Annotated in this window: 21 protein-coding genes; 13 read left to right on the top strand and 8 right to left on the bottom strand. The window is 71.4% G+C overall.

Going from position 1 to position 26,199, the window contains the following annotated elements; genetic code table 11:
- Nucleotides 1-68: 68 nt before the first annotated feature.
- The 3 genes from thiE to OHA73_RS13920 all read left to right on the top strand — a co-directional run bounded on the left by thiE (nt 69) and on the right by OHA73_RS13920 (nt 2,675).
- On the top strand, nt 69-719 hold the full coding sequence (gene thiE, locus OHA73_RS13930) for a thiamine phosphate synthase (RefSeq protein ID WP_327655188.1): 651 nt from the start codon (nt 69-71) through the stop codon (nt 717-719).
- A gap of 105 nt (nt 720-824) precedes the next feature.
- Nucleotides 825-1,745, top strand: coding sequence for a methylenetetrahydrofolate reductase [NAD(P)H] (metF, locus tag OHA73_RS13925; RefSeq protein ID WP_267070733.1), 921 nt, complete (start codon nt 825-827; stop codon nt 1,743-1,745).
- Between the two features lie 45 nt (nt 1,746-1,790).
- Entirely contained in the window at nt 1,791-2,675 is an 885-nt protein-coding gene (locus OHA73_RS13920) for a hypothetical protein (protein ID WP_327655187.1), read from the top strand.
- A 110-nt stretch (nt 2,676-2,785) separates the two neighbouring features.
- Here OHA73_RS13920 and OHA73_RS13915 read toward each other — a convergent pair whose 3' ends face one another.
- The 4 genes from OHA73_RS13915 to OHA73_RS13900 all read right to left on the bottom strand — a co-directional run bounded on the left by OHA73_RS13915 (nt 2,786) and on the right by OHA73_RS13900 (nt 8,312).
- A complete protein-coding gene (locus OHA73_RS13915; protein WP_327655186.1) occupies nt 2,786-4,282 on the bottom strand; it encodes a phytoene desaturase family protein in 1,497 nt (498 codons plus the stop codon).
- A gap of 514 nt (nt 4,283-4,796) precedes the next feature.
- Nucleotides 4,797-5,423 (bottom strand): TetR/AcrR family transcriptional regulator, encoded by a 627-nt coding sequence (locus OHA73_RS13910; RefSeq protein ID WP_266720548.1) that lies wholly within the window; start codon nt 5,421-5,423, stop codon nt 4,797-4,799.
- A gap of 35 nt (nt 5,424-5,458) precedes the next feature.
- Complete coding sequence (locus OHA73_RS13905) at nt 5,459-7,543, bottom strand: YhgE/Pip domain-containing protein (RefSeq protein ID WP_327655185.1); 2,085 nt, start codon at nt 7,541-7,543, stop codon at nt 5,459-5,461.
- The gene (locus OHA73_RS13900; RefSeq protein WP_267070735.1) at nt 7,515-8,312 is read right to left on the bottom strand and encodes an ATP-binding cassette domain-containing protein; all 798 of its coding nucleotides are present in this window, start codon (nt 8,310-8,312) and stop codon (nt 7,515-7,517) included. The genes OHA73_RS13905 and OHA73_RS13900 overlap by 29 nt, the downstream gene beginning before the upstream one ends.
- A 161-nt stretch (nt 8,313-8,473) precedes the next feature.
- Between OHA73_RS13900 and OHA73_RS13895 the strand changes: the two genes are divergently transcribed.
- The 3 genes from OHA73_RS13895 (at nt 8,474) to OHA73_RS13885 (ending at nt 10,670) form a co-directional block, all read left to right on the top strand.
- Complete coding sequence (locus OHA73_RS13895; protein ID WP_267070736.1) at nt 8,474-9,037, top strand: SAV_6107 family HEPN domain-containing protein; 564 nt, start codon at nt 8,474-8,476, stop codon at nt 9,035-9,037.
- 114 nt (nt 9,038-9,151) lie between these two features.
- Entirely contained in the window at nt 9,152-9,964 is an 813-nt protein-coding gene (locus tag OHA73_RS13890) for a methyltransferase (RefSeq protein ID WP_266720556.1), read from the top strand.
- Nucleotides 9,965-10,247: 283 nt separating this feature from the next.
- Nucleotides 10,248-10,670, top strand: a complete 423-nt coding sequence (locus tag OHA73_RS13885) for a DUF3040 domain-containing protein (RefSeq protein ID WP_266720558.1) — start codon at nt 10,248-10,250, stop codon at nt 10,668-10,670.
- Nucleotides 10,671-10,860: 190 nt separating this feature from the next.
- Here OHA73_RS13885 and OHA73_RS13880 read toward each other — a convergent pair whose 3' ends face one another.
- The 4 genes from OHA73_RS13880 to OHA73_RS13865 all read right to left on the bottom strand — a co-directional run bounded on the left by OHA73_RS13880 (nt 10,861) and on the right by OHA73_RS13865 (nt 16,573).
- Nucleotides 10,861-13,269 carry a transglutaminase TgpA family protein gene (locus tag OHA73_RS13880; protein ID WP_327655184.1) on the bottom strand — a complete coding sequence of 803 codons (2,409 nt, stop codon included), beginning with the start codon at nt 13,267-13,269 and terminating at the stop codon, nt 10,861-10,863.
- Nucleotides 13,266-14,687 (bottom strand): DUF58 domain-containing protein, encoded by a 1,422-nt coding sequence (locus tag OHA73_RS13875; protein ID WP_327655183.1) that lies wholly within the window; start codon nt 14,685-14,687, stop codon nt 13,266-13,268. The genes OHA73_RS13880 and OHA73_RS13875 overlap by 4 nt, the downstream gene beginning before the upstream one ends.
- Nucleotides 14,687-15,730, bottom strand: a complete 1,044-nt coding sequence (locus tag OHA73_RS13870; protein ID WP_266720562.1) for an AAA family ATPase — start codon at nt 15,728-15,730, stop codon at nt 14,687-14,689. The genes OHA73_RS13875 and OHA73_RS13870 overlap by 1 nt, the downstream gene beginning before the upstream one ends.
- A gap of 225 nt (nt 15,731-15,955) precedes the next feature.
- Complete coding sequence (locus OHA73_RS13865; RefSeq protein ID WP_266720563.1) at nt 15,956-16,573, bottom strand: beta-class carbonic anhydrase; 618 nt, start codon at nt 16,571-16,573, stop codon at nt 15,956-15,958.
- A gap of 380 nt (nt 16,574-16,953) precedes the next feature.
- On the opposite strand from OHA73_RS13865, the gene rsmH reads away from it, so the two are divergent.
- The 7 genes from rsmH to murD all read left to right on the top strand — a co-directional run bounded on the left by rsmH (nt 16,954) and on the right by murD (nt 26,167).
- Entirely contained in the window at nt 16,954-17,910 is a 957-nt protein-coding gene (gene rsmH, locus OHA73_RS13860) for a 16S rRNA (cytosine(1402)-N(4))-methyltransferase RsmH (protein WP_266720564.1), read from the top strand.
- A gap of 36 nt (nt 17,911-17,946) precedes the next feature.
- On the top strand, nt 17,947-18,507 hold the full coding sequence (locus OHA73_RS13855) for a septum formation initiator family protein (protein ID WP_266720565.1): 561 nt from the start codon (nt 17,947-17,949) through the stop codon (nt 18,505-18,507).
- 4 nt (nt 18,508-18,511) lie between these two features.
- On the top strand, nt 18,512-20,536 hold the full coding sequence (locus OHA73_RS13850) for a peptidoglycan D,D-transpeptidase FtsI family protein (protein WP_266720566.1): 2,025 nt from the start codon (nt 18,512-18,514) through the stop codon (nt 20,534-20,536).
- Between the two features lie 190 nt (nt 20,537-20,726).
- Nucleotides 20,727-22,274 carry a UDP-N-acetylmuramoyl-L-alanyl-D-glutamate--2,6-diaminopimelate ligase gene (locus tag OHA73_RS13845; protein ID WP_266720567.1) on the top strand — a complete coding sequence of 516 codons (1,548 nt, stop codon included), beginning with the start codon at nt 20,727-20,729 and terminating at the stop codon, nt 22,272-22,274.
- Nucleotides 22,275-22,278: 4 nt separating this feature from the next.
- Complete coding sequence (locus tag OHA73_RS13840; protein ID WP_266720568.1) at nt 22,279-23,679, top strand: UDP-N-acetylmuramoyl-tripeptide--D-alanyl-D-alanine ligase; 1,401 nt, start codon at nt 22,279-22,281, stop codon at nt 23,677-23,679.
- Nucleotides 23,679-24,752 carry a phospho-N-acetylmuramoyl-pentapeptide-transferase gene (gene mraY, locus OHA73_RS13835; RefSeq protein ID WP_266720569.1) on the top strand — a complete coding sequence of 358 codons (1,074 nt, stop codon included), beginning with the start codon at nt 23,679-23,681 and terminating at the stop codon, nt 24,750-24,752. Before OHA73_RS13840 ends, mraY begins: the two co-directional genes overlap by 1 nt.
- A complete protein-coding gene (murD, locus tag OHA73_RS13830) occupies nt 24,734-26,167 on the top strand; it encodes a UDP-N-acetylmuramoyl-L-alanine--D-glutamate ligase (RefSeq protein WP_266720570.1) in 1,434 nt (477 codons plus the stop codon). Before mraY ends, murD begins: the two co-directional genes overlap by 19 nt.
- Nucleotides 26,168-26,199 lie beyond the last annotated feature (32 nt).

The following is a 26,199-nucleotide window of genomic DNA, read 5'->3' as shown; positions in this document are numbered from 1 at the left end:
CCGGCGTGCGCACCGCGAGCCTCGTGGTGCGCACGCCACCGACATCGCACGACCCACGGGGGGACTTCATGGCGGAATCGTCCAAGCGCGCGCTGCTCGCCGATGCGCGGCTCTACCTGTGCACCGACGCGCGCAGGCGCCAGGGTGATCTGCCGGAGTTCCTCGACGCCGTGCTGGCCGGCGGCGTCGACATCGTGCAGCTGCGCGACAAGGGCATGGAGGCCGGCGAGGAGCTGGAGCACCTCCAGGTGTTCGCCGATGCGGCCCGTCGCCACGGCAAGCTGCTCGCGGTCAACGACCGCGCGGACATCGCCCACGCGATCCGCTCGGACGTGCTGCACCTGGGCCAGGGCGACCTGCCGGTCCCCGCGGCCCGCGCCGTCCTCGGCGAGGACGTGCTCATCGGCCGCTCCACGCACGCCGAGGACGAGGCCGCCGCGGCCGCCGTCCAGGAGGGCGTGGACTACTTCTGCACGGGCCCCTGCTGGCCGACCCCGACCAAGCCCGGGCGGTACGCCCCCGGCCTGGACCTGGTGCGTTACACGGCGGGTCTGGGCACGGACCGCCCCTGGTTCGCGATCGGCGGCATCGACCTCACGAACCTGGACGAGGTGCTGGAGGCGGGCGCCCGCAGAGCCGTCGTCGTCCGGGCCATCACGGAGGCCGACGATCCGGCCGCCGCGGCAGCCGAGTTCGCGAAGCGCCTGCGTGCCGTCTGACCCGCGCGGTCCCGAAGAAATCCGCCGGTAACGGCCGTCCTGGTGGCCTGTCCGCAAGGTGGACGGGGATTAGGGGCTTTGGATATCCGTCAGTAACCTGCCCGTATGGCCCTAGGTACCGCTTCCACCAGGACTGATCGTGCCCGCACCGTGCGCGACATGCTCGCGCCCGGCAAGACGGCTTTCTCGTTCGAGTTCTCCGCGCCGAAGACCGCGAAGGGCGAGCGCAACCTGTGGAACGCCCTGCGCAGGGTAGAGGCGGTCTCGCCCGACTTCGTCTCCGTGACGTACGGCGCGGGCGGCTCCACGCGCGCGGGCACCGTCAAGGAGACCCAGCAGATCGTCGCCGACACGACGCTGACGCCGGTGGCCCACATCACCGCCGTCGAGCATTCGGTCGCCGAACTGCGCAACATCATCGGCCAGTACGCCGACGCCGGTATCCGGAACATGCTCGCGGTCCGTGGCGACCCGCCCGGTGACCCCATGGGTGACTGGATCTCGCACCCCGAAGGCCTCACGTACGCGGCCGAACTCGTTGAATTGATCAAGGAGTCCGGGGACTTCTGCGTCGGTGTCGCCGCATTCCCCGCGATGCACCCGCGCTCGGCGGACTGGGACTCCGACGTGCGGCACTTCGTCGACAAGTGCCGCGCGGGCGCCGATTACGCGATCACGCAGATGTTCTTCTACCCGGAGGAGTACCTGCGGCTGCGCGACAAGGTCGCCGCGGCCGGCTGCGAGACGCCGATCATCCCGGAATGCATGCCGGTGACGAGCGTGCGCATGCTCGAACGCCTGCCCAAGTTGAGCAACGCGGACTTCCCTCCGGAGTTGAAAGAGCGAATCCTCACAGCAAAAGACGATCCAGCCGCTGTACGCTCCATTGGCATCGAGTTCGCTACGGAGTTTTGCGCCAAGCTGCTTGACGAGGGAGTGCCGGGTCTGCACTTCATTACGCTCAACAACTCCACGGCGACGTTGGAGATCTACGAGAACCTGGGCCTGCACCAAGAGCGGGGCTGACTTCGCCGTACCCACCAGGGCTACGGCCGTACGAGAGGGGCGTACATGGGCTGGGCGGTCCTCTATGTCGCGTTCGGACTGGTGGCACTGTGGCTCCTCGGTGAGGTCCTGCTGCAGTACAAGGCGCGGCTGCGCTGGCGGCTGCTGGCCTTCGGCGGCTTCCTCGGAGTCGTGATCGGTGTCCTTATTCCTTCGGTGTACGTCATCGGGGTCGGGGCCATCGCGTTCGCGATCGGGCAGACGTACGTCACGCTGTCGTTCCGCCGCGGGTTCGCCGCGGGCTGGTCCCTCAAGGGCGTGCCGGGTGTTCCCGGCATCGACCGGGGGCGGCGCTCCGAGAAGGAGCTGCACCAGGACCCGACGCTCCAGGTCTCGGACCTGGAGTACGAGCAGGCGCCGCAGGAGTACGCGCCGGTCCCCGAGTACGCGCCGGTCCCGGAGTCGGCGGCCGAGAGCACGGCCGTGTACGCCCCGGAGCCGATGCCCGACGACACCAGCCAGTACGGCGTCTATCAGGACTCGCCGTACGCCCAGACCGCCCAGGCGGCGCACGGGATGCAGGACTACGGCTACGACGCCGGGGCCTACGGCTACGACCAGCAGAGCTACGGCTACGACCCGGCTCAGCAGCCGTATGCCGCCCCGTACTCGGACCCGTACATCGGGACGCAGACCTACCCGGCGCAGCCCCAGTACGGCGACCCGTACGCCGCCGGGCAGGGCTACGCCGACCCGTACGCGCCGGCCGCGGGCTACGGCGGGGAGACACCTCCCGGCGGCGTCTGGGTACCGCAGCAGCGCAACAACGACGGGCAGCAGACCTACGGCGGTGAACTGCCGCCCGAGCAGCAGTACCCGGCGTACCCGCAGCACGACCCGAACGCCGGTTACGACAACAACGGGTACAACGAGCAGCAGTACAGGTACTGAGCCAAGTACCGGACCTGGTACCGAACCAGGTACTGAACGCGGAGCCCCGAGCAGCCTGAGGCGCTCGGGGCTCTTTGCGGGCTACCGCAGTTCACGCAGGCGCCCATGGCTCACTGCGAGCCCTGGAAGTCCGGTCCTTCCACGATCAGGCCCGCCACCAGCGCGCCGGACATGCCCGCGTGCGGCAGGCCGCCGCCCGGGTGGGACCAGCCGCCCACGGTCGTCAGACCGGGCAGGGCCGTGGTGTTCGGCGCGTGCAGCAGCTCGCCGCCCGCCGCCGCGAGCGCGGGGGCCGGCACGGCGCCGCCCTCGGCCCCGGTGGCCTCTGCGATGTCCTGCGGGGTGCGCACCTCGTGCCACAGCAGCCGCTCGCGCAGGTCGGGCACCGCACGCTCGGCCGCCGCGAGGACCCGCTCCACGTCGGCCTCGCCCACGCGCGCGTGCGACGGAACCGTAACCGTGAGCGTCACCGCCTCGTGCTCGGCGTCCGGCACCGCCGTCGCCTCATCGGTGCGCAGCACCGCCACCGTCGGTCTCGAAGGTGCCGCGCCGCCTTCGAAGAGCCAGGCCAACTCGGCGTCCCGGTCCGCCCCGTGCACGACCGTCCGGTGCGGGGTGGCCGTCGGCCGGGCCCCGCGCAGCGCGAGGTGCACGGTCATCCGGCTCGGCCACGCCGACTCGCGCTGGGCCGGCCCCTCGGCGCGCACGGGCCGACCCGGAAGCAGCCCGCCGAGCACGCCCGGGGCGACGCCCGCCACCACGAACTCGGCTTCCTCCACCGTGCCGTCGGCCAGTTCCACACCGGCCGCGCGCCCGTCCTTCTCCACGATCCGGGTGACGGCCGAGCCGAATCTGAACTCGACCTTCCGCTTCAGGCAGCGCGCGTGCACGGCGTCCGCGAGGGCCCGCATTCCGCCGGTCACCGCCCATGTCCCGAACGTCTGCTCCATGTAGGGCAGCACGGCCGCGCTCGCAGGGGCCGTACGGGGATCGAGACCGCTCGCCAGCGCGTACTGCTCAAGGAGCGCCACGAGGCGCGGCTCCCCGCCCAGCTCGAGCGCACCGATCTCGGCGAGCGTCGCCGCCGCGCGGTCCTTGCGCAGGACCCGCTTGTGCACGACCGCGGGGTACGGCTCGCGGTCGGCCAGCACCTGCCAGTTCGGCCACAGCGGCTCTTCGAGCAGCGGGCGCCGCGAGCGGTCCCAGGCCTCCCGCGCGCGGTTCATGAACGCCGACCAGCGCCCGCCCGCGCCCTGACCGATCGCCGCGTCCAGCGCCTCGGCGACGCCAGCCCGCCGCGCGTTCGGCAGGTCCGTCGTCGTGTCGTCCGCGAAGACGTGCCGCACGGCGGGCTCGATCTGGGTGAGGCCGACGAGGTCCTCCAGCGGCTCCTTGCCGGTCTTGATGAACAAGTCCCGGTGGACCGCGGGCAGATGGAGCAGCCCCGGGCCCGTGTCGAACGCGAAGCCGTCGCGCTCGATGCGGCCCAGTGACCCGCCGTACGTCGACGCGCGCTCGAAGACCACCGGTCGGTGGCCCGCGACGGCCAGCCGAGCGGCGGCCGCCATGGCGCCCATCCCTGCGCCGATCACCGCAATTCGTGCCATGCCAGGGACCTTATCCGCCACCACTGACAACACCGCCGCCAGGTCGCGGCGGCCGGTGGACCGCTGAGTGCGGGCACGCAGTGCGCCTGGGCCTGAGCGCGGACGTCTGAGTATCCGTACCTAGTCGGGGAGATGAGTAGATACGCGGATGGGTCCGGACCTGCGCAGACGGAAGAGTGGAGACCACGGAGAGGGGCACGGATGCGGCACCGCCGACACGGGGCGGCGGAACGGATCGAGTGCCTCTTGCCGCTCCTCTCGCCCGCAAGGGCGGGAGTGAGCACGGGGGACCCTGGAGGGAGACCTAACGGGGGTCCAACGGGGGAAACGGGGGATCCACGGGGGAACAACGGGGATCCACGGGGGATGCGCCGGTCCGGTGAGGCCTGAGAACGACCACAGGCCCTGCCGGACCGGCGCTTCATTTGTGCCGGGCTAGGGTCCTTCTGACGCACCAGACCCCGCGACTCCAGCAAGATCCGTCAGAAGGGCCCTAGGGCCCGGCAGCTGTGCCTCAGGCCTTGCCCGTCAGCGGCTGCCCGCCGCCCACGCGCCCCTGGAGCAGCAGCGAGAGCGCGCCGTGCACATCGTCCAGCGAGCGCTCGGGCTGGAACGCCTGCCAGTCCAGGGCGGCCACGAGGACCATGCCCACGAGGGCCGCCGCCGTGAGCGGCACATCGATCTCCTCGCTCAGCTCACCGCTCTCCACCGCGGCCCGCAGAACGTCCTCGACCACGGCCACCGTCTCGTTGCGGACCACGGCGAGCGTGGACTGCCAGGCACGGTTGGTGCGCCACAGCTCGGCGACGTAGAGCTGGGTGAAGGCCGGGTACTGGTCGATGAACTCGAGACCCGCACGGATCATCGCGTCCAGGGCGTCGACCTTGCTGCCGCCGTTCTCGTCCGACTTCTGCGCCGCCTCCCGGAGGGAGGCGGAGAGGAGCCCGACGCCGTGCCGCAGCAGCTCCTCGAAGAGGACCGACTTGCTGGCGAAGTTGTAGTAGACCGTGCCCTTCGCGACCCCGGCCCGCTCGGCGATCTCGTCGACCGTGGTGGCGGAGAAGCCCTGTTCCGCGATGAGCGTGACCGCGGCCTCGTAGAGCTTCTGCCGGGTGGCCTGGCGCCGTGTGCTGCTTTCCATGCCCCTGATTCTCACAGGAGCCGATGTGGGCGCGCTCACAGGCTCAGCTCCGGGTGCAGCCGGTCCAGCGTCCACACCTGCTTGCGCCGGGCCGTCCACGCCGTGAGAGCGAGCGCGCCCACCGTGAACGCCGTGAGCACCACGCAGGCCTGCCACACGGGCCCGAGCCCGCCGCCGGAGATCAGTCGCCGCAGGGCCTCGACGACGTAACTCATCGGCAGGAACGGGTGCAGCGCGTTGAAGAAGCCGGGGCTCGTCTGCACCGGATAGGTGCCGCCCGCCGACGTCAGCTGCAGCATCAGGAAGGCGAGCACAAGGATGCGGCCCGCCGCCCCGAAGCGCGCGTTCAGCCACTGCACGATCGCCGCGAAGCACGCCGTGACCAGGAACAGGAAGCCGACGGTTCCCGCCGCGTGCAGCATCTGCAGCCCAAGTGCCCAGTGCAGTACGGACATCAGGGCCGCCACCTGTAGGAACCCGAGCGCGGCCACGGGCAGCCAGCCCGCGAACGCCACCCTCCAGGACGAGGAGCCGGCAGCGAGGGCGCGCCGGTTCATCGGCTGGATCAACATGTAGGCGACCATCGCGCCCACCCACAGGGAGAGCGGGATGAAGTAGGGCGCGAAGCCCGTCCCGTAGTTGGGCGCCTTGTGCAGCGACTGGGAGGCCAGCTGGACGGGGTCGGCCATCACCCCGGTGCGCTGATCGCGGTCCTTCTTGTCGTAGTCGGGGATCTTCTGCACGCCGTCGTGCAGTCCGCCGGCGAGCTTGCCCGAGCCGTCGGCCAGCTGGAACATGCCGCCGTTCAGGTCGTTCGCACCGGTCTTCAACTCGCCGACCCCGGAGTTGAGTTCGGCCGATCCGGACTGCGCCGTGCCGAGCCCCGTGTGCAGCTTCTGGGCGCCCGCGGCGACCTGGCCCGCCCCGTCGTTGAGCTTGTTGATCTGGGCGACCGCGTTGTCGAGGTCCTTGTCGAGCGTCGGGGCGTTCTTGGCCAGGGCCTCGGACTGCTCCTGGAGCGTCGCCAGGTGGCTGTCCATCTGGCCGAGGTTCCCGTGCTCGTCCTGGATGAGCGTGTTCAGGTCGTCGGAGATCGTGGCGACGTCGTTCGCGGCCGTCTTGGCCTTCTTCAGGTCCGGGCAGGCGGGATCGTTGATCACCGCCTTCTCGCAGCGCCTTTCGTAGACGGCGTCCAGGGCGTCGGACCCCGCGTGCGCGCCCGTGCGCGCGGTGGGGGCGATCCTCACCAGGTCGTCCAGGTTGTGCCGGACGCCCGCCGCGGAGTCGGCGACGAGCCGCGCCGTGTCGGCGATCGCCTTCTTGTTGCCCTTCAGGAAGGGGCGTACCTGATCGGCGGCGCCGTTCACCTTGTCGGCGAGCTGTTGCGTGCCGTCGGAGACCTGTCGGGAGCCCGATTCCAGGTCACCGGCTCCGGTGGTGAGCTTGGTCAGGCCGCTCTCCAGGTCGCCGCTGCCCTTCTTGGCGTCCTTCAGGCCGTCGGCCAGGTCCTTCGAGCCCTTCTTGGCCTTGCCGATGCCACCCTCGAGCTGGTCCGCGCCCTTGGCCGCCTTCTGCGTCGCGTCATGGATGTCCGAGAAGGACACGAAGATCTTGTCGAGGAACGAGCGCGACGCGTTGCTCGACGCCGCGGAGCGCACCTCGGAGAAGACCGTCCGGGAGATCTGCCCGACGATGTAGTTGTTCGCGTCGTTCGTGCGCACCTGGAGGGCGCCGGTCTCGGGCGACTCACCCGAACTCGACGCGATGCGCTTGCTGAAGTCCTTCGGCATGGTCAGCGACAGGTAGTACGTGCCGTCCTCCAGGCCCTTCTTGGCCTGCGCGGAGTCGACCTCGTGCCACTGGAAGGTGTCGCTGTCGTACAGCCCCTTGGTGATGTCGTCGCCCGCGGTGACCTTCTTGCCGGCGGCCGTCGCTCCCTGGTCGTCGTTGACGAGCGCCACGGGGATCTTGTCGAGCTTGCCGTACGGGTCCCAGAAGGACCACAGGTACAGCGCCCCGTAGAGCAGCGGCAGCAGCAGAAGCGCGACGAGTGCGGCACGCGGCAGCTTTCCCCTGCCGAAGCGCCTGAGTTCAAGCGCGGCGAGCTTCGGCGAGCGCATCGGCCGTCTCCTTCGCGGTGTCGTTCGTGGTGTTCACCGGGGCGGTCGATACGACGACGGCCCCTTCGGGGGCCTCGCTGCACACGGCGACGACCGTCGTGCCCGCGTCGGCCACGGCCCGCAACTGGGCCCAGATCTCGGCCCGCTCGGCGTCCGCGAGCTTCAGGTCGGTGTCGTCGACGCCGATCAGGCGCGGCCGGGCGATGAGCGCGAGCGCCAGGGAGAGGCGCAGCGCTTCGAGGCGCTCCAGGTCGCGCACGGAGGTGCGGGAGCCCTTCGGCAGCGTCTCGGTGTCGAGCCCCGCGGCGGCGAGCGCGGCGTCGATGCGCAGGCTCGCCTCGGCCCGCCGCTCGGCGGGCGTACGCAGCAGCCCGCGGAGCGTTCCGTCGAACCTCCGCTGCAGCAGCGCCTGTTCGCGCAGGTGCTCGGCCACGGTCAGGGCGGGGTCGAGCTCCGTCACGCCGGGCACGTGCGCGAGCGCGCTCATCCTGCGTACGGCGGTCAGCTGCTTCGGCAGCCGCATCCCGCCGACCCGCGCCGTGCCCTCGCTCGGCTTCATCCGCCCGGTCAGCGCGAGCAGCAGGCAGGTGCGCCCGCTGCCGGAGGGGCCCTCGATCGCGACGAGCGAGCCCGCCGCCGCGTCGACGTCGATGCCCCGGAAGGCCCAGCCCCGCGGCCCCTTCAGGCCGAACTCCGTGGCGGCCACCGAGGCTCCGGCCGTCGCCCCGTGCTCGTCCGCGCTCGTCGCCCCGCTTGCCGGGCCGTCCATGGTTCCCCCTGGGCACCTCTTTGAACTGACTGGTCAGTGCAAAAGTTAGCCCGAACTTCCGATCGAAGCAAAATGCCTGGTCAGGGCCGATTGTCAGTGGCGTACCCCACGATGGACACATACGGCCACAGCGCCGTCACACAGACGACAGGAGGTTCGTCATGGCTGGACACAAGGCACCCACCGCAGCTGCCACCCGCCGCCGCGGCGCCACCGGCCCTGCCCCCTCACCCACCGGACCGGCGAGCGACATCCACCCGGTGCTCCGCCGGGCCGGTGCTCCGCCCGCCGCCCTCGATCTGCTCGCCCAGGCCCGCGCCGGACTCGACGAGGCGTCCGTGCTCGAGACTTCGAACGAGCGGTACGCCACGGCCCATCTCGCCGCGCTGCGCACCGCCGCCGCCGTGCTCGCGGCGCGCGGCAGGCCCGAGTCCACGCCAAGGCGCCGCGCCAAGATCCGCAGCGCGTGGGAAGTGCTCCCCGAGATAGCCCCCGAACTGGCGGAGTGGAGCATCCTGTTCGCCTCGGGCGCCACCAAGCGGGCCCGCGCGGAGGCGGGCATCCGCGACGCGGCCACCGCACGCGACGCCGACGACCTGCTGCGTGACGTGGCGATGTTCCTGCGCCTGGTCGAGCGCGCGCTCGTGCTGCAGCCGGTGCTGCCCCAGCCCCGGCGGGAGGGGGACGAGCGCGCGAGCCCGGGAAAGGTGCAGGACGCGGGGTAGCGGGCCGGCGGCGCACGGATGGCATGGGTGCAGGGCCGCGCCCATTAGGGTGGAGGCGCCCGAACCAGTACTTGCTCCGCCGCCGGTCGGAGCCGCCCCGAGGAGTCACCTGCCGTGTCGGATCACCACCCTCGAACCACGTCACCGCGCTCCGACTCCTCGCGGCCCCGCGCCTCCCTCCGTACCGCCGTGGTCTGGGACGTCCTCCAGGACGCCCTCGACCGGCGCGCCAAGTCGGCGGGGAGCGAGGCCCACGGGGTTCTCGATGTACTCGACACCGGGGGCGGCAGCGGCAACTTCGCGGTGCCGGTCGCCCAGCTGGGCCACCGCGTCACCGTCGTCGACCCGAGCCCGAACGCGCTGTTCGCCCTGGAGCGCAGGGCGGCGGAGGCCGGTGTCGCCGACCGGGTGCGCGGCGTCCAGGGCGATGTCTCGGGCCTGTTCGACGTCGTCGAGCGCGACGGATACGACGCGGTCCTGTGCCACGGCGTCCTCGAGTACGTGGAGGAGCCCGCGGAGGGCGTGCGCAACGCCGTGGGCGCGCTGCGCTCCGGCGGCGTGCTCAGCCTGCTCGCCGCGGGCCTCGGCGGCGCCGTCATCGCGCGGGCCCTCGCGGGGCACTTCAAGGAGGCCAGGCACGCGCTCGACGACCCGGCCGGCCGCTGGGGCGAGGGCGACCCGGTGCCGCGCCGCTTCACGGCCGAGCAGCTCACGGAGCTCCTCGTCGGGGCCGGAGTGGACGTCGGCGCGGTGCACGGTGTGCGGGTCTTCGCGGACCTCGTCCCGGGCGTCCTCGTGGACACCGAGCCGAGCGCGCAGCGGGAGCTGCTGAAGCTCGAGGCGGCCGCCGCGGAGCTGCCCGCCTTCCATGCCGTGGCCACGCAACTGCACGTGCTCGGTGAGAAGCGAGTGGCCGAAGAGGGCTGACCGGGCCGACCGGTGGCCGGGCGCTGCCGCTGATCAGCGGCGCAGCGTTTGATGGAGTACGCCACAGGCCCCCCGATCGGGCGCTCGGCGCCGTATGATCTGAGGTGACGGTCCGGCATGACGGGTCGGCCTCCGGGGCATGTCGCCCTGTGAGCCGGGACGCCGTGTCGTGGTCGGCAATGGCGAAGTTGGCGTAGAGGGGCGGGTTTCACGGGGGCGATTCCCTGCCTATCCTGAAGGGGACCCCCGGTCGCCCCGGCGACTGCACGATGAGGAGGACTCCGTGCCGCTCTCGGAGCACGAGCAGCGCATGCTCGAGCAGATGGAGCGAGCGCTGTACGCCGAAGATCCCAAGTTCGCGACAGCGCTTGAGGGAAGCGGGCTGCGTACATACACCCGACGTCGGGTCTACCAGGCAGTCGTGGGCTTCCTGGTGGGTATCGCGCTCCTCATGGCAGGAATGGTCGCGCAGCAGATCTGGATCAGCGTGGTGGGGTTCCTCGTCATGCTGGGGTGTGCCGTGCTCGCCGTCACCGGCTGGCGCAAGGCCCCCAAACCAGGCGAGCAGCCGGCGGCCGGATCCGCGGGAACCGCGCCGGGCGCGCCGGCGACGCGACGGCAGGGCAAACAGAAGCGCTCCATGATGGACCGCATCGAGCAGCGCTGGCAGCGCCGCCGGGACGAGCAGGGTGGCGGCGGCCGCTAGGAGCAGGCCGTCGGCATACGAGTGTGAAGGGTGACCGCGTCGTGCGGTCACCCTTTCTGCGTAACAAGCCTCTCTGGTTGTAACAAGCCTTCTGGCCGTGGGGGACCGGCCCGGCCGTGGAGGACCGGCCTGGATATGGGGGACCGGCCCGGCTGTCGTGGACCGGCCCCGCCGTGGGGGCCGGCCCCGCTCAGCCTTCCTGGCGGGTCGGTCGCGTCGGCCGGGTGAACCGGCCGCGCACGCTCAGGGTGAACGACTCCCAGCGCCGCGCCGCCGCCCACACCACCCGGACGGTCGAGCGGGGCGCGAACGTCGCCCGGAGCCGGGTCGACCGGCTCGATTTCGCGTGCAGATCGTCGTGCAGGCGGCGCACGTCCTCGCCCAGACCCGACGCGGGCCGGGGCCGGGGCGCGTACAGGACCTGCTCCACCGCCGCGGCCACCCGGTGCACGCTGTCGGCCGCATCGGGCTCTAGCTCACCGATCCGGACGATGCGGGCCGCCGCCGTCCGCGGGGTCTGCGAGTCGTCCGGCGCGATGCCGTGGTCCCACGCCGTGTCCGTGACCTCGCGCCAGGCGGCCAGGGTGCGCCCGGCGGCATCGGCGTCCGTGCGGCCCGCCGAACCGAGCCGCAGTGCCCGGACCCGCCTGCGCCACAGCATCGGCAGCAGCGGCACCGCGACGACCAGCAGCGCGATCAGAGCCGCCACGGCGATCGTGCCGAACGGCGGCCCGTCGTCCGGCGAGCCGCCCACGACCGCAGGCGCGGTGCTGGCGCAGCTGCCCTCCTTGCGCTGGGCCACCGAGCAGCTCTCGGACGTCGAGGGCTCCGGGGCCGAGGGCGTGGCGGAGGCGGACTCGCTGGGCGCCGCCGGATTGCTGGGGCTGCCCGCCGGGTTGTTCTCGACCGTGTAGTCCGGGGCCGTGCCGCGGTTGGGCGTGGGCTCGAAGCGGGTCCAGCCGACGCCCTCGAAGTACAGCTCGGGCCAGGCGTGCGCGTCGCGCAGGCCCACCGAGTACTTCCCCTCACCCGCGGGCACGCCCGGCGTGAAGCCGACCGCGACACGGGCCGGGATGCCCAGCGTGCGCGCCATGGCGGCCATCGAGAAGGAGAAGTGGACGCAGAAGCCCTCCTTCTGCCTCAGGAACCGGGCGATCGCGGCGGAACCGCTGCCGGCTCGCACCTCCGTGTTGTACGTGAACCCGCCGCTGACCGCGAAGTAGTCCTGCAGCTTCACCGCACGCTCGTAGTTGTTCGACGCGCCCTCGGTGATCTTGAGCGCGGTCGTGCGCACCACGTCCGGAAGCGAGGCGGGCACCTTGGTGAACTCGCGGACCATGTCGCCGGGCGGCTCGCCCGCGGCGGCGAGCTGCTGCGGTGTCGGCCGCACGATCAGGCTGTCGACGGTGTACGTCTTCCCGCGCGTGGTCTGCCCGTGGTCGCCCACCAGCGTCCGGCCGACCCGCTCGAACCGCCAGCGCCCGTCGATCCCCACCTGCGTCGCCGGATAGGGCATCGGCAGCCAGTCCTGCGCGTACCAGTCGGCCGCCGAGATCGACGTCCGCACCTGGGTCCTGCGCACGTCGGCGCCCAGGCCCGGCGGATCCGGCAGGGGGGACGGCACGTCGTCGATGCTGCGCACCGAGGGGCGCCAGGTCGTGCCGTCGAACTCGTCGAGCGCCACGATCCGCAGATACATGTCGGACGTCTCGTCCGTGTTCGTCCGGTACGTCATCACCTCCCGGTCCTCCGGCTGGTTCAGGCTGTTCTGCAGCGAGACCAGCGGGTTGACCGCGGAGATCGTGCCGCCGCCCCCGGCCCCGCCGCGCACACCTTTGCCGGACGGGCCGAGGAGCCCGCCGTCCAGGGCGGGCAGGGCGAGCGGCACCACCAGGGCGATCCCCAGGGCGACGGCGCCGATCCGGCGGCCGGTGCGGACCGGGGCCAGGGCGCCGCCCCCGCCGCCCTCCTGCACGGGCGTGGACCCGCCGGGCGCCCGCCCGGCGCCGCCGAACACCCGGCCCCACTGGGAGAGCCGGTCGCGCCCCTCCGCGAGCAGCAACAGGAGATAGCCGGCGGCCGCGAGCAGGAACCACAGCCAGTCGGCGCCGCCCTCGGAGAGCCCGGCGGCGACCGAGTACAGGGCGAGCAGCGGCAGCCCGGCCGGGGCCGCGCTGCGGAACGTCACCGCGAGGGCGTCCACGAAAAGACCGATCACCAGCGCGCCGCCCACCAGCATCAGCCGGATGCCGTCGGTCAGCGGCGCCGGTATGGCGTACTGCCCCACGTCCTCGCCGCCCGCCTGGAGCAGCACGCCGAAGTGCCGGAAGGCCTCGGGGCCCGGCAGGACCGTGGCGATCGCCTGGTCGCGGGCGAAGAGGACGGTGAGCAGCAGCAGCGACACCAGCGCCTGCGCCGCCACGGTCAGCGGGCGGGCGAGCGGCACCCGGCGGGCGAGCGCGCCCACCGCGGCCTGGATCACCAGCAGGATCGCGGTCTGCAACAGCCAGGTGGACCGGTCGACCAGCGGGAGCAGCGCGCACGAGGCCAGGAACGTGGCCAGCGTGGCGCAGATCGACAGGCGGGCGCCGCCGCTCATGACCAACCCCCTGAAGTGTTCGGGGAACGCGGGGGACCGGCCGGCGCGGACAGTCCCGTACGCTCCCGGTCCGCCTGCCGCCAGAGCTCCTCGAGGGAGGCGCCGTGCGGCACGGCCACCGCGGTCCAGCCCGCTTCCTGCAGCATCCGCAGCCGCTCGGTGCAGCGCTCCGAGACCGGCGCACCGGGCCCCTGGGTCCAGGAGTCGCTGTCCAGGACGAAGGCGAGCGCGCCACCGCTGCGGCGGCGCATCTTGGCGACGACGGAGGCCTGCTCCTCGTCCAGATCGCCGAGGAAGGCCACCAGAAGTCCTTCGTTGCCGCCGCGCAGCACGTCGTACGCGGCGGAGAGCGTGCCGCTGTCGGAGTGGTCGACGACGGCGAGCGTGTCCATCATCAGGCCCGCCGCGTCGGCCGACTCCTGGCTCGCGCCCGCGAAGCCGTCGGTGCCCTCGCCCGGCACCGCGTTGCCCGTGTCCGTCAACAGGCGGACGGAGAAGCCGCGTTCGAGCATGTGCACCAGGGCGGAGGCCGTGGCGGACACCGCCCACTCGAAGGCCGAGTCGGGCCCGGCGCCCTGGAAGGCGGGCGCGCGGGTGTCGAGCAGCACGGTGCAGCGGGCCCGCTGCGGCTGCTCCTCGCGGCGCACCATCAGCTCGCCGTAGCGCGCGGTCAAGCGCCAGTGGACGCGGCGCAGATCGTCCCCGTACCGGTAGCCGCGCGGGATCACGTCGTCCTCGCCGGCCAGCGCGAGCGAGCGCTGCCGCCCGTCCCCGTACCCCTTGGCCTCACCGGTGAGCCGCACCGGAGGCAGCGCCGTCACGCGCGGGATCACCGTCAGGCTGTCGTACGTCGAGAAGGACCGGGTCAGTTCGCACATGCCGAAGGGGTCGCTCAGGCGCAGCTGCAGCGGGCCGAGCGGATAGCGGCCGCGCAGGTCGGAGCGGACCCGGTAGGACACCTCGCGGCGGCCCCCCGCCTCGACCCGGTCGAGGACGAACCGGGGCCGCGGCCCGAGCACGTACGGCACCCGGTCCTGGAGCATCAGCAGGCCTGTCGGCAGCCGGGAGATGTTGTCCATGCGCAGGTGCACGCGTGCCTCGGAACCCGCCGGTAGGCGCGCGGGGGAGAGCTTGCGGCTGCCCGCGACCCGGTAGCGGGTGCGGTACAGGACGCCCGCGCACACCAGCGGCAGCGCCGCGAGCAGCAGGCCGACCCGGAGCAGATCGCTCTGCCCGAGGACGTACGCGCAGATCCCCGCCGCGATGCCGGCGGCCAGGAACGAACGGCCGCGCGTGGTGAGTCCGGCGAGGGCGGTGCGCAGACCGCTCTTGTCGCCGACGTTCTTGCCCGCGCCACCGTCCGTGAATCCGCCCCCCGGATCCGGCGCGTAACTCCCTGCCTGTCCCCCCGGTGTCATCACAGCCTCCGCGGACCGGGCGGCTGCTGGCCGTACAGCGGGGGCGTCGTCGAGTCGTAGGTCTGCGCGGCGCGGGGCTCCGCGGCCGGGACCGGGGTGCGCTGCAGGATGTCGAGGACGACCTGCTCGGCGGTGCGCCGGTTCAACTGGGCCTGGGCGGTGGGCAGCAGACGGTGCGCCAGGACTGCCACGGCCAGCGTCTGCACGTCGTCGGGCAGCGCGTACTCACGGCCTGCGAGGGCCGCGGCGGCCTTGGCCGCGCGCACCAGGTGCAGCGTCGCGCGCGGGGATGCGCCGAGTCTGAGGTCGGGATGCGTGCGCGTGGCGGTGACCAGGTCCACCGCGTAGCGCCGTACGGCGTCGGCGACATGGACCGTGCGCACGGCGTCGATGAGCTTCACGATCTCGTGCGCGTGCGCCACCGGCTGCAGGTCGTCCAGCGGGTTCACGCCGCCGTGCACGTCCAGCATCTGCAGCTCGGCCTCCGGGCTCGGATAGCCGATGGAGACGCGGGCCATGAAGCGGTCGCGCTGGGCCTCGGGCAGTGGGTAGGTGCCCTCCATCTCGACCGGGTTCTGGGTGGCCACCACCATGAAGGGGCTGGGCAGTTCGTAGGTCGTCCCGTCGATGGTGACCTGGCGCTCCTCCAGGGACTCCAGGAGCGCGGACTGCGTCTTCGGGGACGCGCGGTTGATCTCGTCCCCGATCACGATCTGCGCGAAGATCGCGCCCGGCTTGAACTCGAAGTCCCGCCGCTGCTGGTCCCAGATGGACACCCCGGTGATGTCCGAGGGCAGCAGGTCGGGCGTGAACTGGATGCGGCGCACCGAGCAGTCGATGGACCGCGCGAGCGCCTTCGCCAGCATCGTCTTGCCGACGCCCGGAACATCCTCGATGAGCAGATGCCCCTCGGCGAGCAGCACGGTCAGCGAGAGTCGTACGACCTCTGGCTTGCCCTCGATCACAGCCTCCACCGACCCGCGCACACGCTCCGCGGTGGTGGTCAGATCAGTGAGGCTCGCTCGATCGTCATAGGTCGTCACCCAGCCCTCCTCGGCCCGTACTTTCCGGGCCGACGCGCAACGACGCGAACCGGCCCACCCCGATACACGGACAGCGCGCACGAGATGTTCGCCGCTCGTGCGGATGTCACACACGCATTCTTGTTGGCGTTACCGGTTCGTGTCACTCGCCTGTGGACAACTGGCCGCGATATGTCAGGCCTTGGAGTCATTTGAGAGGAAGGTCGACCGCGATCGGGCGGGGTGTCAGGCCGGTTCGATCTCCCGCAGCAGGCCCGTCTTCACGTCGAAGACAAAGCCGCGCACGTCGTCGGTGTGCAGCAGGAACGGGGAGGTGCGCACCTTCTGGATGGACTGGCGCACGTCCTGGTCGACATTGCGGAAGCCCTCGACGGCCCAGGTGGGGCGCTGGCCGACCTCCATCTCCAGGTCGGTCCTGAAGTCCTCGGTCAGGCCTTCGAGGCCGCAGTTGCTGTGGTGGATGAGGACCACGCTGCGGGTGCCGAGCGCGCGCTGGCTGACGGTCAGGGAGCGGATCACGTCGTCGGTGACGACGCCGCCCGCGTTGCGGATCGTGTGGCAGTCGCCGAGTTCGAGGCCGAGGGCGGCGTGCAGGTCGAGGCGGGCGTCCATGCACGCGACGATCGCGACCTGCAGCACCGGGCGCGCGTCCATGCCCGGGTCGGAGAACGCCGCGGCGTACTGCCCGTTCGCTTCGACGAGGCGGTCGGTCACGCTGCCGTCGGCGGGTATGGCGCCTTCGGAGGGGGCTCCAGAGGGGAGGTGAGCAGAAGTCGTCATGACTATGACGGTAGCCGTCACGCCTGGTCCGGGCCCGCTGTGAGAGCGGACAAAGAACGTCATTGAGCCTTGTTGTGAGCGAGCCCACAGCAGGGCCGCGACCTCGGCCGCTCGGGTGAATTCACCCGATTCGCGCGTCCGGGTCGTCGTGGCCGCGACGCGCAGTCCGCTTCATCGACCGGTTGATTGACCGGGGGGCACCGTGGACTAAAGTGACGCCGACCCCAGATAACCACGCAACGATGCAACACGGAGATCCCGGCACTGCCGCCCTGGCACCTGTCGGAACGCTCCCCGCGTGCGCGGCGCGTACGTACGGCTCGGCCTCCTCCCGCTCCGGTCGGCCGGCGTCACTTCCCCGGCGCCGACGGACCACTTCCCCTTCACGAGCGGGCGGGGACCCGGCAGTGCGTACGCCCCCACGCCGGACCTGAGAGGGACCCTTGAGCCAGCGACACGTTCCGGTCATGCTCCAACGCTGCTTGGACGTGTTGGCTCCGGCACTCGCCCAGCCGGGAGCGGCCGTCGTCGACTGCACGCTCGGCCTCGGCGGGCACAGCGAAGCGCTGCTCTCCACGTTCCCCTCCTGCCGCCTCGTCGCGCTCGACCGCGACAAGGAAGCGCTGCGGCTGTCCGGCGAGCGGCTCGCGCCCTTCGGCGACCGGGCCACCCTTGTGCACGCCGTCTACGACGAACTGCCCGAAGTCCTCGACCGGTTGGACATCCCGAAGGTGCAGGGCGTCCTGTTCGACCTCGGCGTCTCCTCCATGCAGCTCGACGAGGCCGACCGCGGTTTCGCGTACGCGCAGGACGCGCCGCTCGACATGCGCATGGACCAGTCGGCCGGGATGAGCGCCGCCGAGGTGCTCAACACGTACCCGCCGGGTGAACTGGTGCGGATTCTCCGCCAGTACGGCGAGGAGAAGCAGGCCAAGCGCATTGTTTCGGCCATTGTGCGCGAGCGCGAGAAGGAGCCGTTCAGCAACAGCGCCCGGCTCGTCGAGCTGATCCGCGACTCCCTGCCGCAGGCCGCCAAGCGCACCGGCGGCAACCCGGCCAAGCGCACCTTCCAGGCCCTGCGCATCGAGGTCAACGGCGAACTGAGCGTGCTCGAGCGGGCGATCCCGGGGGCCGTGAAGTCGCTCGCGGTCGGCGGCCGGATCGCCGTCCTGTCGTACCACTCGCTCGAGGACCGCCTGGTCAAGCAGGTGTTCGCGGCCGGAGCCGGCAATACGGCGCCGCCCGGACTGCCCATCGTCCCCGAGCAGTACCAGCCCCGGCTCACGCTGCTCACGCGTGGCGCCGAACTCCCCACGGAGGAAGAGGTCGCGGAGAACCGCCGCGCCGCTCCGGCACGGCTGCGGGGTGCGCAGCGCATCCGCGAGGATGTCGAGGGGTGACGGCCGAGTGACGTACGCGCGCGTGGAGGGGTGGTCATGAGCGCCAGCAGTGGCTCGAAAGGTTCGCTGCGCGGCAGGGCCGCCCGCCTTGCGCGGCTGCTCCCGCTCGGCCCGTCCGGCGGCACGCAAGCCGCACGCACCCCGTTCGTCCTCCTCGTCGTGCTGCTCCTCGGCGGCGGGCTGATCACGCTCCTGATGCTGAACTCCTCGCTCAACGAGGGCTCGTTCCAGCTCACCAAGCTCAAGAAGCAGACCACCGAGCTCACCGACGACGAGCAGGAACTCCAGCGCGACGTCGACTCCTACTCGGCGCCCGACGCCCTGCTGCGGCGCGCCCGCGGGCTCGGCATGGTGCCTGGCGGGGACCCCGTGTTCCTTGAGCCGAACGGCACCGTCAAGGGCAGGCCGAGCCCTGCGGCCGGGCCGCCCGCCCCGCCCCGCGTCGAGCCGACGAAGGCGCCGGTGGCCGCAAGCGCGAGTGCCTCGCCCTCCACGAGCCCGTCCCCATCGGCCAGCACCTCTCCTTCCGCCAGTCCGTCCGAGTCGGCGAGTCCGAACTCCTCGGTCGAGCCTTCCCCTTCGAGCACCGGCAGGTGACGCCATGACCGACAGGGAGCCCCCGCGCCGCCGCGTGCCAGGACCCGCGCGCCCGCCGCGCACCGGACGGCCCGCGCCCAAGCCCGCGCCGAAGGGGGCGGCCAAGCGCACCGCCAGGCCCGCGCCGAAGGCCGGGTCCAAGGCCGCGCAGCAGGGCCGCCCGGCCGCGCGCCGCCCGCGCCCCGCCCCGCCGAAGCCGAAGGCGCCCTCCAGGCTCCGTCTGGGCAGCCCCAGGCCGCGCCTGCGCATGGTGAGCCTGGGTCTCACGCTGGTCCTGATGGTCTTCGTCGTCCGCCTCTTCCAGGTGCAGGGCGTGGACGCCAGCGCGTACGCGGCGAAGGCCTCGCTGAACCGGTACGTCAGCCACTCCATCGCCGCCGAGCGCGGCGGCATCACGGACCGCAGCGGCGTCGAGCTCGCCGCGAGCGTGGACGCGTACGACATCACCGCCGACCCGACGCTCTTCACGAAGAAGGCCACCAAGGTCGACGACGCGCCGGAGCAGGCGGCGGCGCTCCTGTCGCCGATCATCGGGGTCGACGCGGCCGAGCTGACCAAGAAGCTGAAGACGAAGAACACGCGGTACGTGCGGCTCGCCCCGCGGCAGACGCCGCAGGTCTGGAAGCAGATCAAGGACCTCAGGACCACGCTGAACGAGAAGGCGAACGCCGCGGGCCGCGAGGCGAGCGTGCTCTCCGGCGTGGTCGCCGATCCCAGCAGCAAGCGCGTCTACCCGAACGGCGACCTCGCCGCGGGCGTCCTCGGCTGGGTCAACGCCGACGGCAAGGGCGGCGGCGGCGTGGAGCAGCAGCTCGACAAGGAGCTCGCGGGCAAGGCCGGAAAGATCCGCTACGCCCAGTCCGGCGGCCAGCAGGTGCCGACCGCGGGCAGCACCGAAAAGCCCGCGGTCCCCGGCTCGAACGTCGAGCTGACCATCGACCGAGACATCCAGTGGGCCGCGCAGAACGCGATCGACGAGCAGGTCAAGGAGTCGAAGGCGGACCGCGGCTACGTGATAGTGCAGGACACCAAGACCGGTGAGGTCCTGGCCATGGCGAACGCGCCGGGCTTCGACCCGAACGACCTGGCGGACGCGAAGGCCTCGGCCCTCGGCAACGCCGCGCTCCAGGACGCGTACGAGCCGGGCTCCACCGCCAAGGTCATGTCGATGGCGGCCGTCCTCGAGGAGAACGCGGCCACGCCGGGGACCCATGTCACCGTGCCCAACCGGCTGCACCGCGGCGACCGGCTCTTCCAGGACGACGTCGACCACCCGACCTGGCACCTCACGCTCAACGGCGTGCTCGCCAAGTCCAGCAACATCGGCACCATCCTGGCGACGGGCCAGCTCGGCAAGACGCAGCCGGCGGCCAACAAGACGCTCTACTCGTACCTGCGGAAGTTCGGCATCGGCAGGGAGAGCGGCCTCGGCACCCCCGGTGAGACGTCCGGCATCCTCGCGCCCGCCGACAAGTGGTCGACCTCGCAGCAGTACACGATCCCGTTCGGCCAGGGCTTCTCGATCAACGCGATGCAGGCCGCCTCCGTGTACTCGACCATCGCCAACGACGGCGTACGGGTCGAGCCGAGCCTCGTCCGCGGCACCAAGGGCCCCGACGGGCGGTTCACGCCCGCGGCGAAGCCCAAGGAGACCCGCGTCGTCAGCAAGAAGACGGCGAAGACCGTCGCGCAGATGCTGGAGTCCGTGGTCGACGACGAAGAGGGCACGGGTGCGAAGGCGCGCATCCCGGGCTACCGCGTCGCGGGCAAGACGGGCACGGCCAACCGCGTGGATCCGGCCACCGGCCGCTACAAGGGCTACACGTCGTCGTTCGCCGGCTTCGCGCCCGCCGACAAGCCGCGCGTCACGGTCTACTGCGCGATCCAGAACGCCACCAAGGGCGGCTACTTCGGCGGCCAGATCTGTGGCCCGATCTACAAGAAGGTCATGGAGTTCGCCCTGAAGTCGCTTCAGGCCCCGCCCACGGGCAACAAGCCGGCCCGGCTGCCCGTGACGTTCGAGCCCTGACGCATTCCAGCCAGGACGGGCCGTGACCATGATCACTTACTAGCCGTGAGGGCGCCGTGACTGCCATCACCTCCGATCCGGGGAACCGCCCCGCGCCACGCCCCTCGCTTCGCCCGGCGGGGGGTGGGCCCGGTACGCTCACGCCGTGCCACACGCTGATCAGTCCCAAACCACCCAGAAGGGCGCACCCGTGACATACCCCGGGCCGCCGCGACCGGCTGAGGTCTCCGCCACATCCCTCGCGGAACTCGCCGATCAACTGGGTGTCTCCACGCCCAGGGCCGTAGCAGAGATCACCGGCATCACCCATGACTCCCGTGCGGTGCGCCCCGGCGATCTGTACGCCGCGCTGCCCGGAGCCCGCGCGCACGGCGCCGACTTCGCCGCGCAGGCCGCCTCGCTCGGCGCCGTCGCGGCGCTGACCGACCCGGCCGGCTGGGAGCGCGTCTCCGAGGCCGGCCTGGTGCCGCTCGTCGTGGACAACCCGCGCAGCCGGATGGGCGAGCTGGCCGCCACGATCTACGGCCACCCCGGCAAGGACCTGCTCCAGATCGGCATCACCGGTACTTCGGGCAAGACCACCACCGCGTATCTCATCGAGGGCGGTCTCAAGACGGTCCGCAGCACCGGCCTCATCGGCACGGTCGAGATGCGGATCGGCGACGAGCGGATCAAGTCCGAGCGCACCACTCCGGAAGCCACCGATCTCCAGGCGCTGTTCGCGGTCATGCGTGAGCGCGGCACCGACGCCGTCGCCATGGAGGTCTCCAGCCACGCCCTCGTGCTGGGCCGGGTGGACGGCTGCGTCTTCGACGTGGCGGTCTTCAACAACCTGAGCCCGGAGCACATGGAGTTCCACTCCGACATGGAGGACTACTTCCAGGCGAAGGCGAAGCTGTTCACGCGGGCCCGCAGCAAACAGGGCGTCGTGAACTTCGACGACGAGTACGGGCGCCGGCTCATCGACGAGTCCGAGGTCCCGGTCGTCTCCTTCTCCGCCGAGGGCCACCCGGACGCCGACTGGCGCGCCGAGGACGTCGAAGTCGGCCCCTTCGACTCGACGTTGACCGTCGTCGGCCCCAAGGGCGAGCGGATCACCGCCAAGGCGCCGCTGGCGGGCCCCTTCAACGTCGCGAACACCCTCGCCGCGATCGTCACCCTCGCCGTCGCCGGGATCGACCCGCAGACCGCGGCCGACGGCGTCGCCGCCGTACCCGGCGTGCCCGGCCGCCTGGAGCGCGTGGAGGCCGGCCAGAAGTACCTCGCCGTCGTCGACTACGCGCACAAGACCGACGCCGTGGAGTCCGTCCTTCGGGCGCTGCGCAAGGTCACAGAGAACAAGCTGCACATCGTGCTCGGCTGCGGCGGCGACCGCGACAAGACCAAGCGGATGCCGATGGGCGCGGCCGCGGCGCGATTCGCCGACACGGCCATCCTCACCGCCGACAACCCGCGCTCCGAGGACCCCCTCGCGATCCTCGCCACGATGCTCGCGGGCGCCGCCGACGTGCCGGCCCACGAGCGGGGCGACGTCGCCGTGTTCGAGGACCGGGCCGCCGCCATCGCCGCCGCCGTGGCGCGCGCCGAGCCCGGCGACACGGTGCTCATCGCGGGCAAGGGCCACGAGCAGGGCCAGGACATCGCCGGTGTGGTCCGCCCGTTCGACGACCGCAAGGTGCTCCGCGCGTCCATCGAGGCGGCCGCAGCCACCGTCGACCACCAGAAAACCCAGGGATGAAGTTGTGATCGCCCTCTCCCTCGCCGAGATCGCCTCAGCCGTCGGCGGGCAGACGTACGACATACCGGACCCGCAGGTCCGGGTCACCGGGCCGGTCGTCATCGACTCGCGCAAGGTCGAGCCGGGAAGCCTGTTCGCCGCCTTCGTGGGCGAGCGGGTCGACGGCCACGACTACGCGCGCGAGGTCGTCGACAAGGGAGCCGTCGCCGTGCTGGCGTCGCGCCCGGTCGGTGCCCCCGCCATCGTCGTCGACGACGTCCAGGCGGCGCTCGGTGCGCTCGCCCGGCACGTGGTCGCCCGCCTCGGCGCCACCCTTGTGGGCCTCACCGGCTCGGCCGGCAAGACCAGCACCAAGGACCTGATCGCCCAGGTACTGCGCCGCAAGGCCGACACGGTCTTCACGCCCGGCTCGTTCAACAACGAGATCGGACTGCCGCTGACCGCACTCACCGCCACCGACGAGACGCAGTTCCTCGTCCTGGAGATGGGCGCCCGCGGCATCGGCCACATCACGTACCTGACGGGCCTTACGCCCCCGAAGGTCGGAGTCGTCCTGAACGTCGGGACCGCGCACATCGGCGAGTTCGGCGGCCGCGAGCAGATCGCGGTGGCGAAGGGCGAGCTGGTGGAGTCCCTTCCCGCCGACGGCACCGCGATCCTCAACGCGGACGACCCGCTGGTGCGCGCCATGGCCTCGCGCACGAAGGCGAAGGTGCTGTTCTTCGGAGAGGCCGCCGGCGCCGACGTACGCGCCGAGAATGTCCGGCTCACGGAGACCGGACAGCCCGCCTTTAGCCTGCACACACCCTCCGGGTGCAGCGACGTGACCTTGCGCCTGTACGGTGAGCACCACGTGTCGAACGCGCTCGCCGCGGCCGCCGTCGCCCATGACCTTGGCATGTCCGTGGAGGAGATCGCCCTCGCGCTCTCCGAGGCGGGCAACCTGTCCCGCTGGCGGATGGAGGTCACCGAGCGCTCGGACGGCGTCACGATCGTCAACGACGCCTACAACGCGAACCCCGAGTCCATGCGAGCGGCGCTGCGCGCGCTGGTGGCCATGGGCAGGGGGCGCCGGACGTGGGCGGTGCTCGGGCAGATGGCCGAGCTCGGCGACGAGTCGCTGACCGAGCACGACGCCGTCGGACGGCTCGCCGTCCGGCTCAACGTCAGCAAGCTCGTTGCAGTCGGGGGCAGGGAAGCGTCCTGGATGCAACTGGGCGCCTATAACGAGGGTTCGTGGGGTGAGGAGTCGGTGCACGTGTCCGACGCACAGGCGGCGATCGACCTGCTGCGCAGCGAGCTGCGCCCGGGAGATGTCGTGCTCGTGAAGGCATCCAGGTCGGTGGGTCTGGAGAGCGTGGCACAGGCGCTGCTCGCGGACGTGCAGGGTGGGGTTGATGCCTGATGATGAAGCAGATCCTGTTCGCGGGCGTCATCGGTCTCTTCCTGACGCTTGCCGGAACGCCGCTGCTGATCAAGCTCCTTGCGCGCAAGGGCTACGGCCAGTTCATCCGTGACGACGGCCCGCGCGAGCACCACAGCAAGCGCGGCACGCCGACCATGGGTGGTATCGCCTTCATTCTGGCGACCCTCATCGCGTACTTCCTCAGCAAGCTGATCACCGGTGCCGCGCCGACCCTGTCGGGTCTGCTCGTGCTCGGCCTGATGGCGGGCATGGGTCTCGTCGGCTTCCTCGACGACTACATCAAGATCGTCAAGCGGCGTTCGCTCGGCCTCAGAGCCAAGGCCAAGATGGCCGGACAGCTGATCGTCGGTATCGCCTTCGCGGTGATCTCACTCCAGTTCGCGGATGTGCGCGGCAATACGCCCGCATCCACCAAGCTCTCCTTCGTGGAGGACTTCGGCTGGTCGATCGGCCCGGTCCTGTTCGTGGTCTGGGCGCTGTTCATGATCCTCGCGATGTCGAACGGCGTGAACCTGACGGACGGCCTCGACGGCCTCGCCACCGGCGCCTCCGTGATGGTCTTCGGTGCGTACACCTTCATCGGTGTCTGGCAGTTCCAGGAGTCCTGCGCCAACGCGCAGACCCTCACCAACCCAGGTGCGTGTTTCGAGGTCAGAGACCCACTCGACCTGGCGGTGGTCGCATCGGCCTTGATGGGCGCCTGTTTCGGCTTCCTGTGGTGGAACACCTCGCCCGCCAAGATCTTCATGGGTGACACGGGCTCGCTGGCCCTCGGCGGCGCCCTCGCGGGCCTCGCCATCTGCTCCCGCACGGAGCTCCTGATCGCGCTCCTGGGTGGCCTGTTCGTCCTGATCACCATGTCCGTCGTGATCCAGGTCGGCTCCTTCAAGATGACCGGCAAGCGCGTCTTCAAGATGGCGCCACTCCAGCACCACTTCGAACTCAAGGGGTGGTCCGAAGTCCTTGTGGTGGTCCGGTTCTGGATCATCCAGGGCATGTGCGTGATCGTCGGACTCGGCCTCTTCTACGCAGGATGGGCAGCCAAGAAGTGACCTCCCCCTGGGACGGCAAGAACATCACCGTTGCCGGTCTCGGTGTGAGCGGCATCAGTGCCGCCCGCGCCCTGGCCGGCTTCGGCGCGTCGGTGACCGTCGTGGACGGTGGCGACAGCGAGGCGCACCGCGAAAAGGCCGCTCTTCTTAAAGAAGCGGGGATTTCCGTACAGCTCGGGGACTCGACCACACTGCCCGAGGGCACCGAACTCGTCGTCACCTCGCCCGGCTGGAAGCCCTCCTCGCCGCTGTTCGCGGAGGCCGCGGCGGCCGGCGTCGACGTCGTCGGCGACGTCGAGATCGCCTGGCGGCTGCGCGGCCCGGACGCCGCGCCCTGGCTCGCGATCACCGGCACCAACGGCAAGACCACGACGACGCAGATGCTCGCGTCGATCCTGGACGCGGCGGGCCTGCGCACGGCCGCCGTCGGCAACATCGGTACGCCGATCATCGACGTCGTCCTCGAAGGCGACGACGCCTACGACGTGTTCGCCGTCGAGCTCTCCTCGTACCAGCTGCACTGGGCGCCCTCCCTGCGCGCCCACTCCGGCGCCGTCCTGAACCTCGCACCCGACCACCTCGACTGGCACGGCTCCATGGAGGCGTACGCCGCCGACAAGGGCCGCATCTTCGAGGGCAACCAGGTCGCCTGCGTCTACAACGTCGCGGACAAGGCGACCGAGGACCTGGTCGTCGAGGCCGACGTCGACGAGGGCTGCCGCGCCATCGGCTTCACCCTCGGCACCCCCGGCCCCTCCGAACTCGGCGTCGTGGACGGCATCCTGGTCGACCGCGCCTTCGTCGAGAACCGGCAGAAGAACGCCCAGGAACTCGCCGAGGTCACCGACGTCAACCCGCCGGCCCCGCACAACATCGCCAACGCGCTCGCCGCGGCGGCCCTCGCCCGCGCCTTCGGCGTCGAGCCCCAGGCCGTACGCGAGGGACTGCGGAACTTCCGCCCCGACGCCCACCGCATCGAGCACGTCGCCGACGTGGACGGCGTCGCGTACGTGGACGACTCCAAGGCGACCAACACCCATGCCACCCAGGCGTCGTTGGCCTCGTACGAGTCCATCGTGTGGATCGCGGGCGGGCTCGCCAAGGGCGCGACCTTCGACGAGCTGGTGACGGGCGCGGCGAAGCGGCTGCGCGGTGTCGTCCTGATCGGCGCGGACCGGGCCCTGATCCGGGAAGCCCTGCAGCGACACGCCCCGGAAGTACCGGTCGTCGACCTCGACCGGACCGACACTGGGGCGATGTCGGCGGCGGTCCAGGAGGCCGCGCGGCTCGCCCGCACGGGGGATACCGTGCTGATGGCCCCGGCCTGCGCGTCGATGGACATGTTCACGAACTACAACAAGCGTGGCGAGGCGTTCGCGGAAGCGGTCCGCGAACTGGGCGCCACCAGCGTCTGACGGGGCTCGAGAGGGCGCCCGGTGACGCCGGG

The sequence above is a fragment of the Streptomyces sp. NBC_00483 genome (assembly GCF_036013745.1).
In the GTDB taxonomy this organism is placed as follows: Bacteria; Actinomycetota; Actinomycetes; order Streptomycetales; family Streptomycetaceae; genus Streptomyces.
This window is presented reverse-complemented; position numbering and strand designations above follow the sequence as displayed.

What these genes read in the sequence shown, in the direction of transcription:
- thiE (WP_327655188.1), top strand. Translation starts at nt 69, where the DNA reads ATGGCGGAATCGTCCAAGCGCGCGCTGCTCGCCGATGCGCGGCTCTAC.
- metF (WP_267070733.1), top strand. Translation starts at nt 825, where the DNA reads ATGGCCCTAGGTACCGCTTCCACCAGGACTGATCGTGCCCGCACCGTG.
- OHA73_RS13920 (WP_327655187.1), top strand. Translation starts at nt 1,791, where the DNA reads ATGGGCTGGGCGGTCCTCTATGTCGCGTTCGGACTGGTGGCACTGTGG.
- OHA73_RS13915 (WP_327655186.1), bottom strand. Translation starts at nt 4,282, where the DNA reads ATGGCACGAATTGCGGTGATCGGCGCAGGGATGGGCGCCATGGCGGCC.
- OHA73_RS13910 (WP_266720548.1), bottom strand. Translation starts at nt 5,423, where the DNA reads ATGGAAAGCAGCACACGGCGCCAGGCCACCCGGCAGAAGCTCTACGAG.
- OHA73_RS13905 (WP_327655185.1), bottom strand. Translation starts at nt 7,543, where the DNA reads ATGCGCTCGCCGAAGCTCGCCGCGCTTGAACTCAGGCGCTTCGGCAGG.
- OHA73_RS13900 (WP_267070735.1), bottom strand. Translation starts at nt 8,312, where the DNA reads ATGGACGGCCCGGCAAGCGGGGCGACGAGCGCGGACGAGCACGGGGCG.
- OHA73_RS13895 (WP_267070736.1), top strand. Translation starts at nt 8,474, where the DNA reads ATGGCTGGACACAAGGCACCCACCGCAGCTGCCACCCGCCGCCGCGGC.
- OHA73_RS13880 (WP_327655184.1), bottom strand. Translation starts at nt 13,269, where the DNA reads ATGAGCGGCGGCGCCCGCCTGTCGATCTGCGCCACGCTGGCCACGTTC.
- OHA73_RS13875 (WP_327655183.1), bottom strand. Translation starts at nt 14,687, where the DNA reads ATGACACCGGGGGGACAGGCAGGGAGTTACGCGCCGGATCCGGGGGGC.
- OHA73_RS13865 (WP_266720563.1), bottom strand. Translation starts at nt 16,573, where the DNA reads ATGACGTTCTTTGTCCGCTCTCACAGCGGGCCCGGACCAGGCGTGACG.
- OHA73_RS13855 (WP_266720565.1), top strand. Translation starts at nt 17,947, where the DNA reads ATGAGCGCCAGCAGTGGCTCGAAAGGTTCGCTGCGCGGCAGGGCCGCC.
- OHA73_RS13850 (WP_266720566.1), top strand. Translation starts at nt 18,512, where the DNA reads ATGACCGACAGGGAGCCCCCGCGCCGCCGCGTGCCAGGACCCGCGCGC.
- mraY (WP_266720569.1), top strand. Translation starts at nt 23,679, where the DNA reads ATGATGAAGCAGATCCTGTTCGCGGGCGTCATCGGTCTCTTCCTGACG.
- murD (WP_266720570.1), top strand. Translation starts at nt 24,734, where the DNA reads ATGGGCAGCCAAGAAGTGACCTCCCCCTGGGACGGCAAGAACATCACC.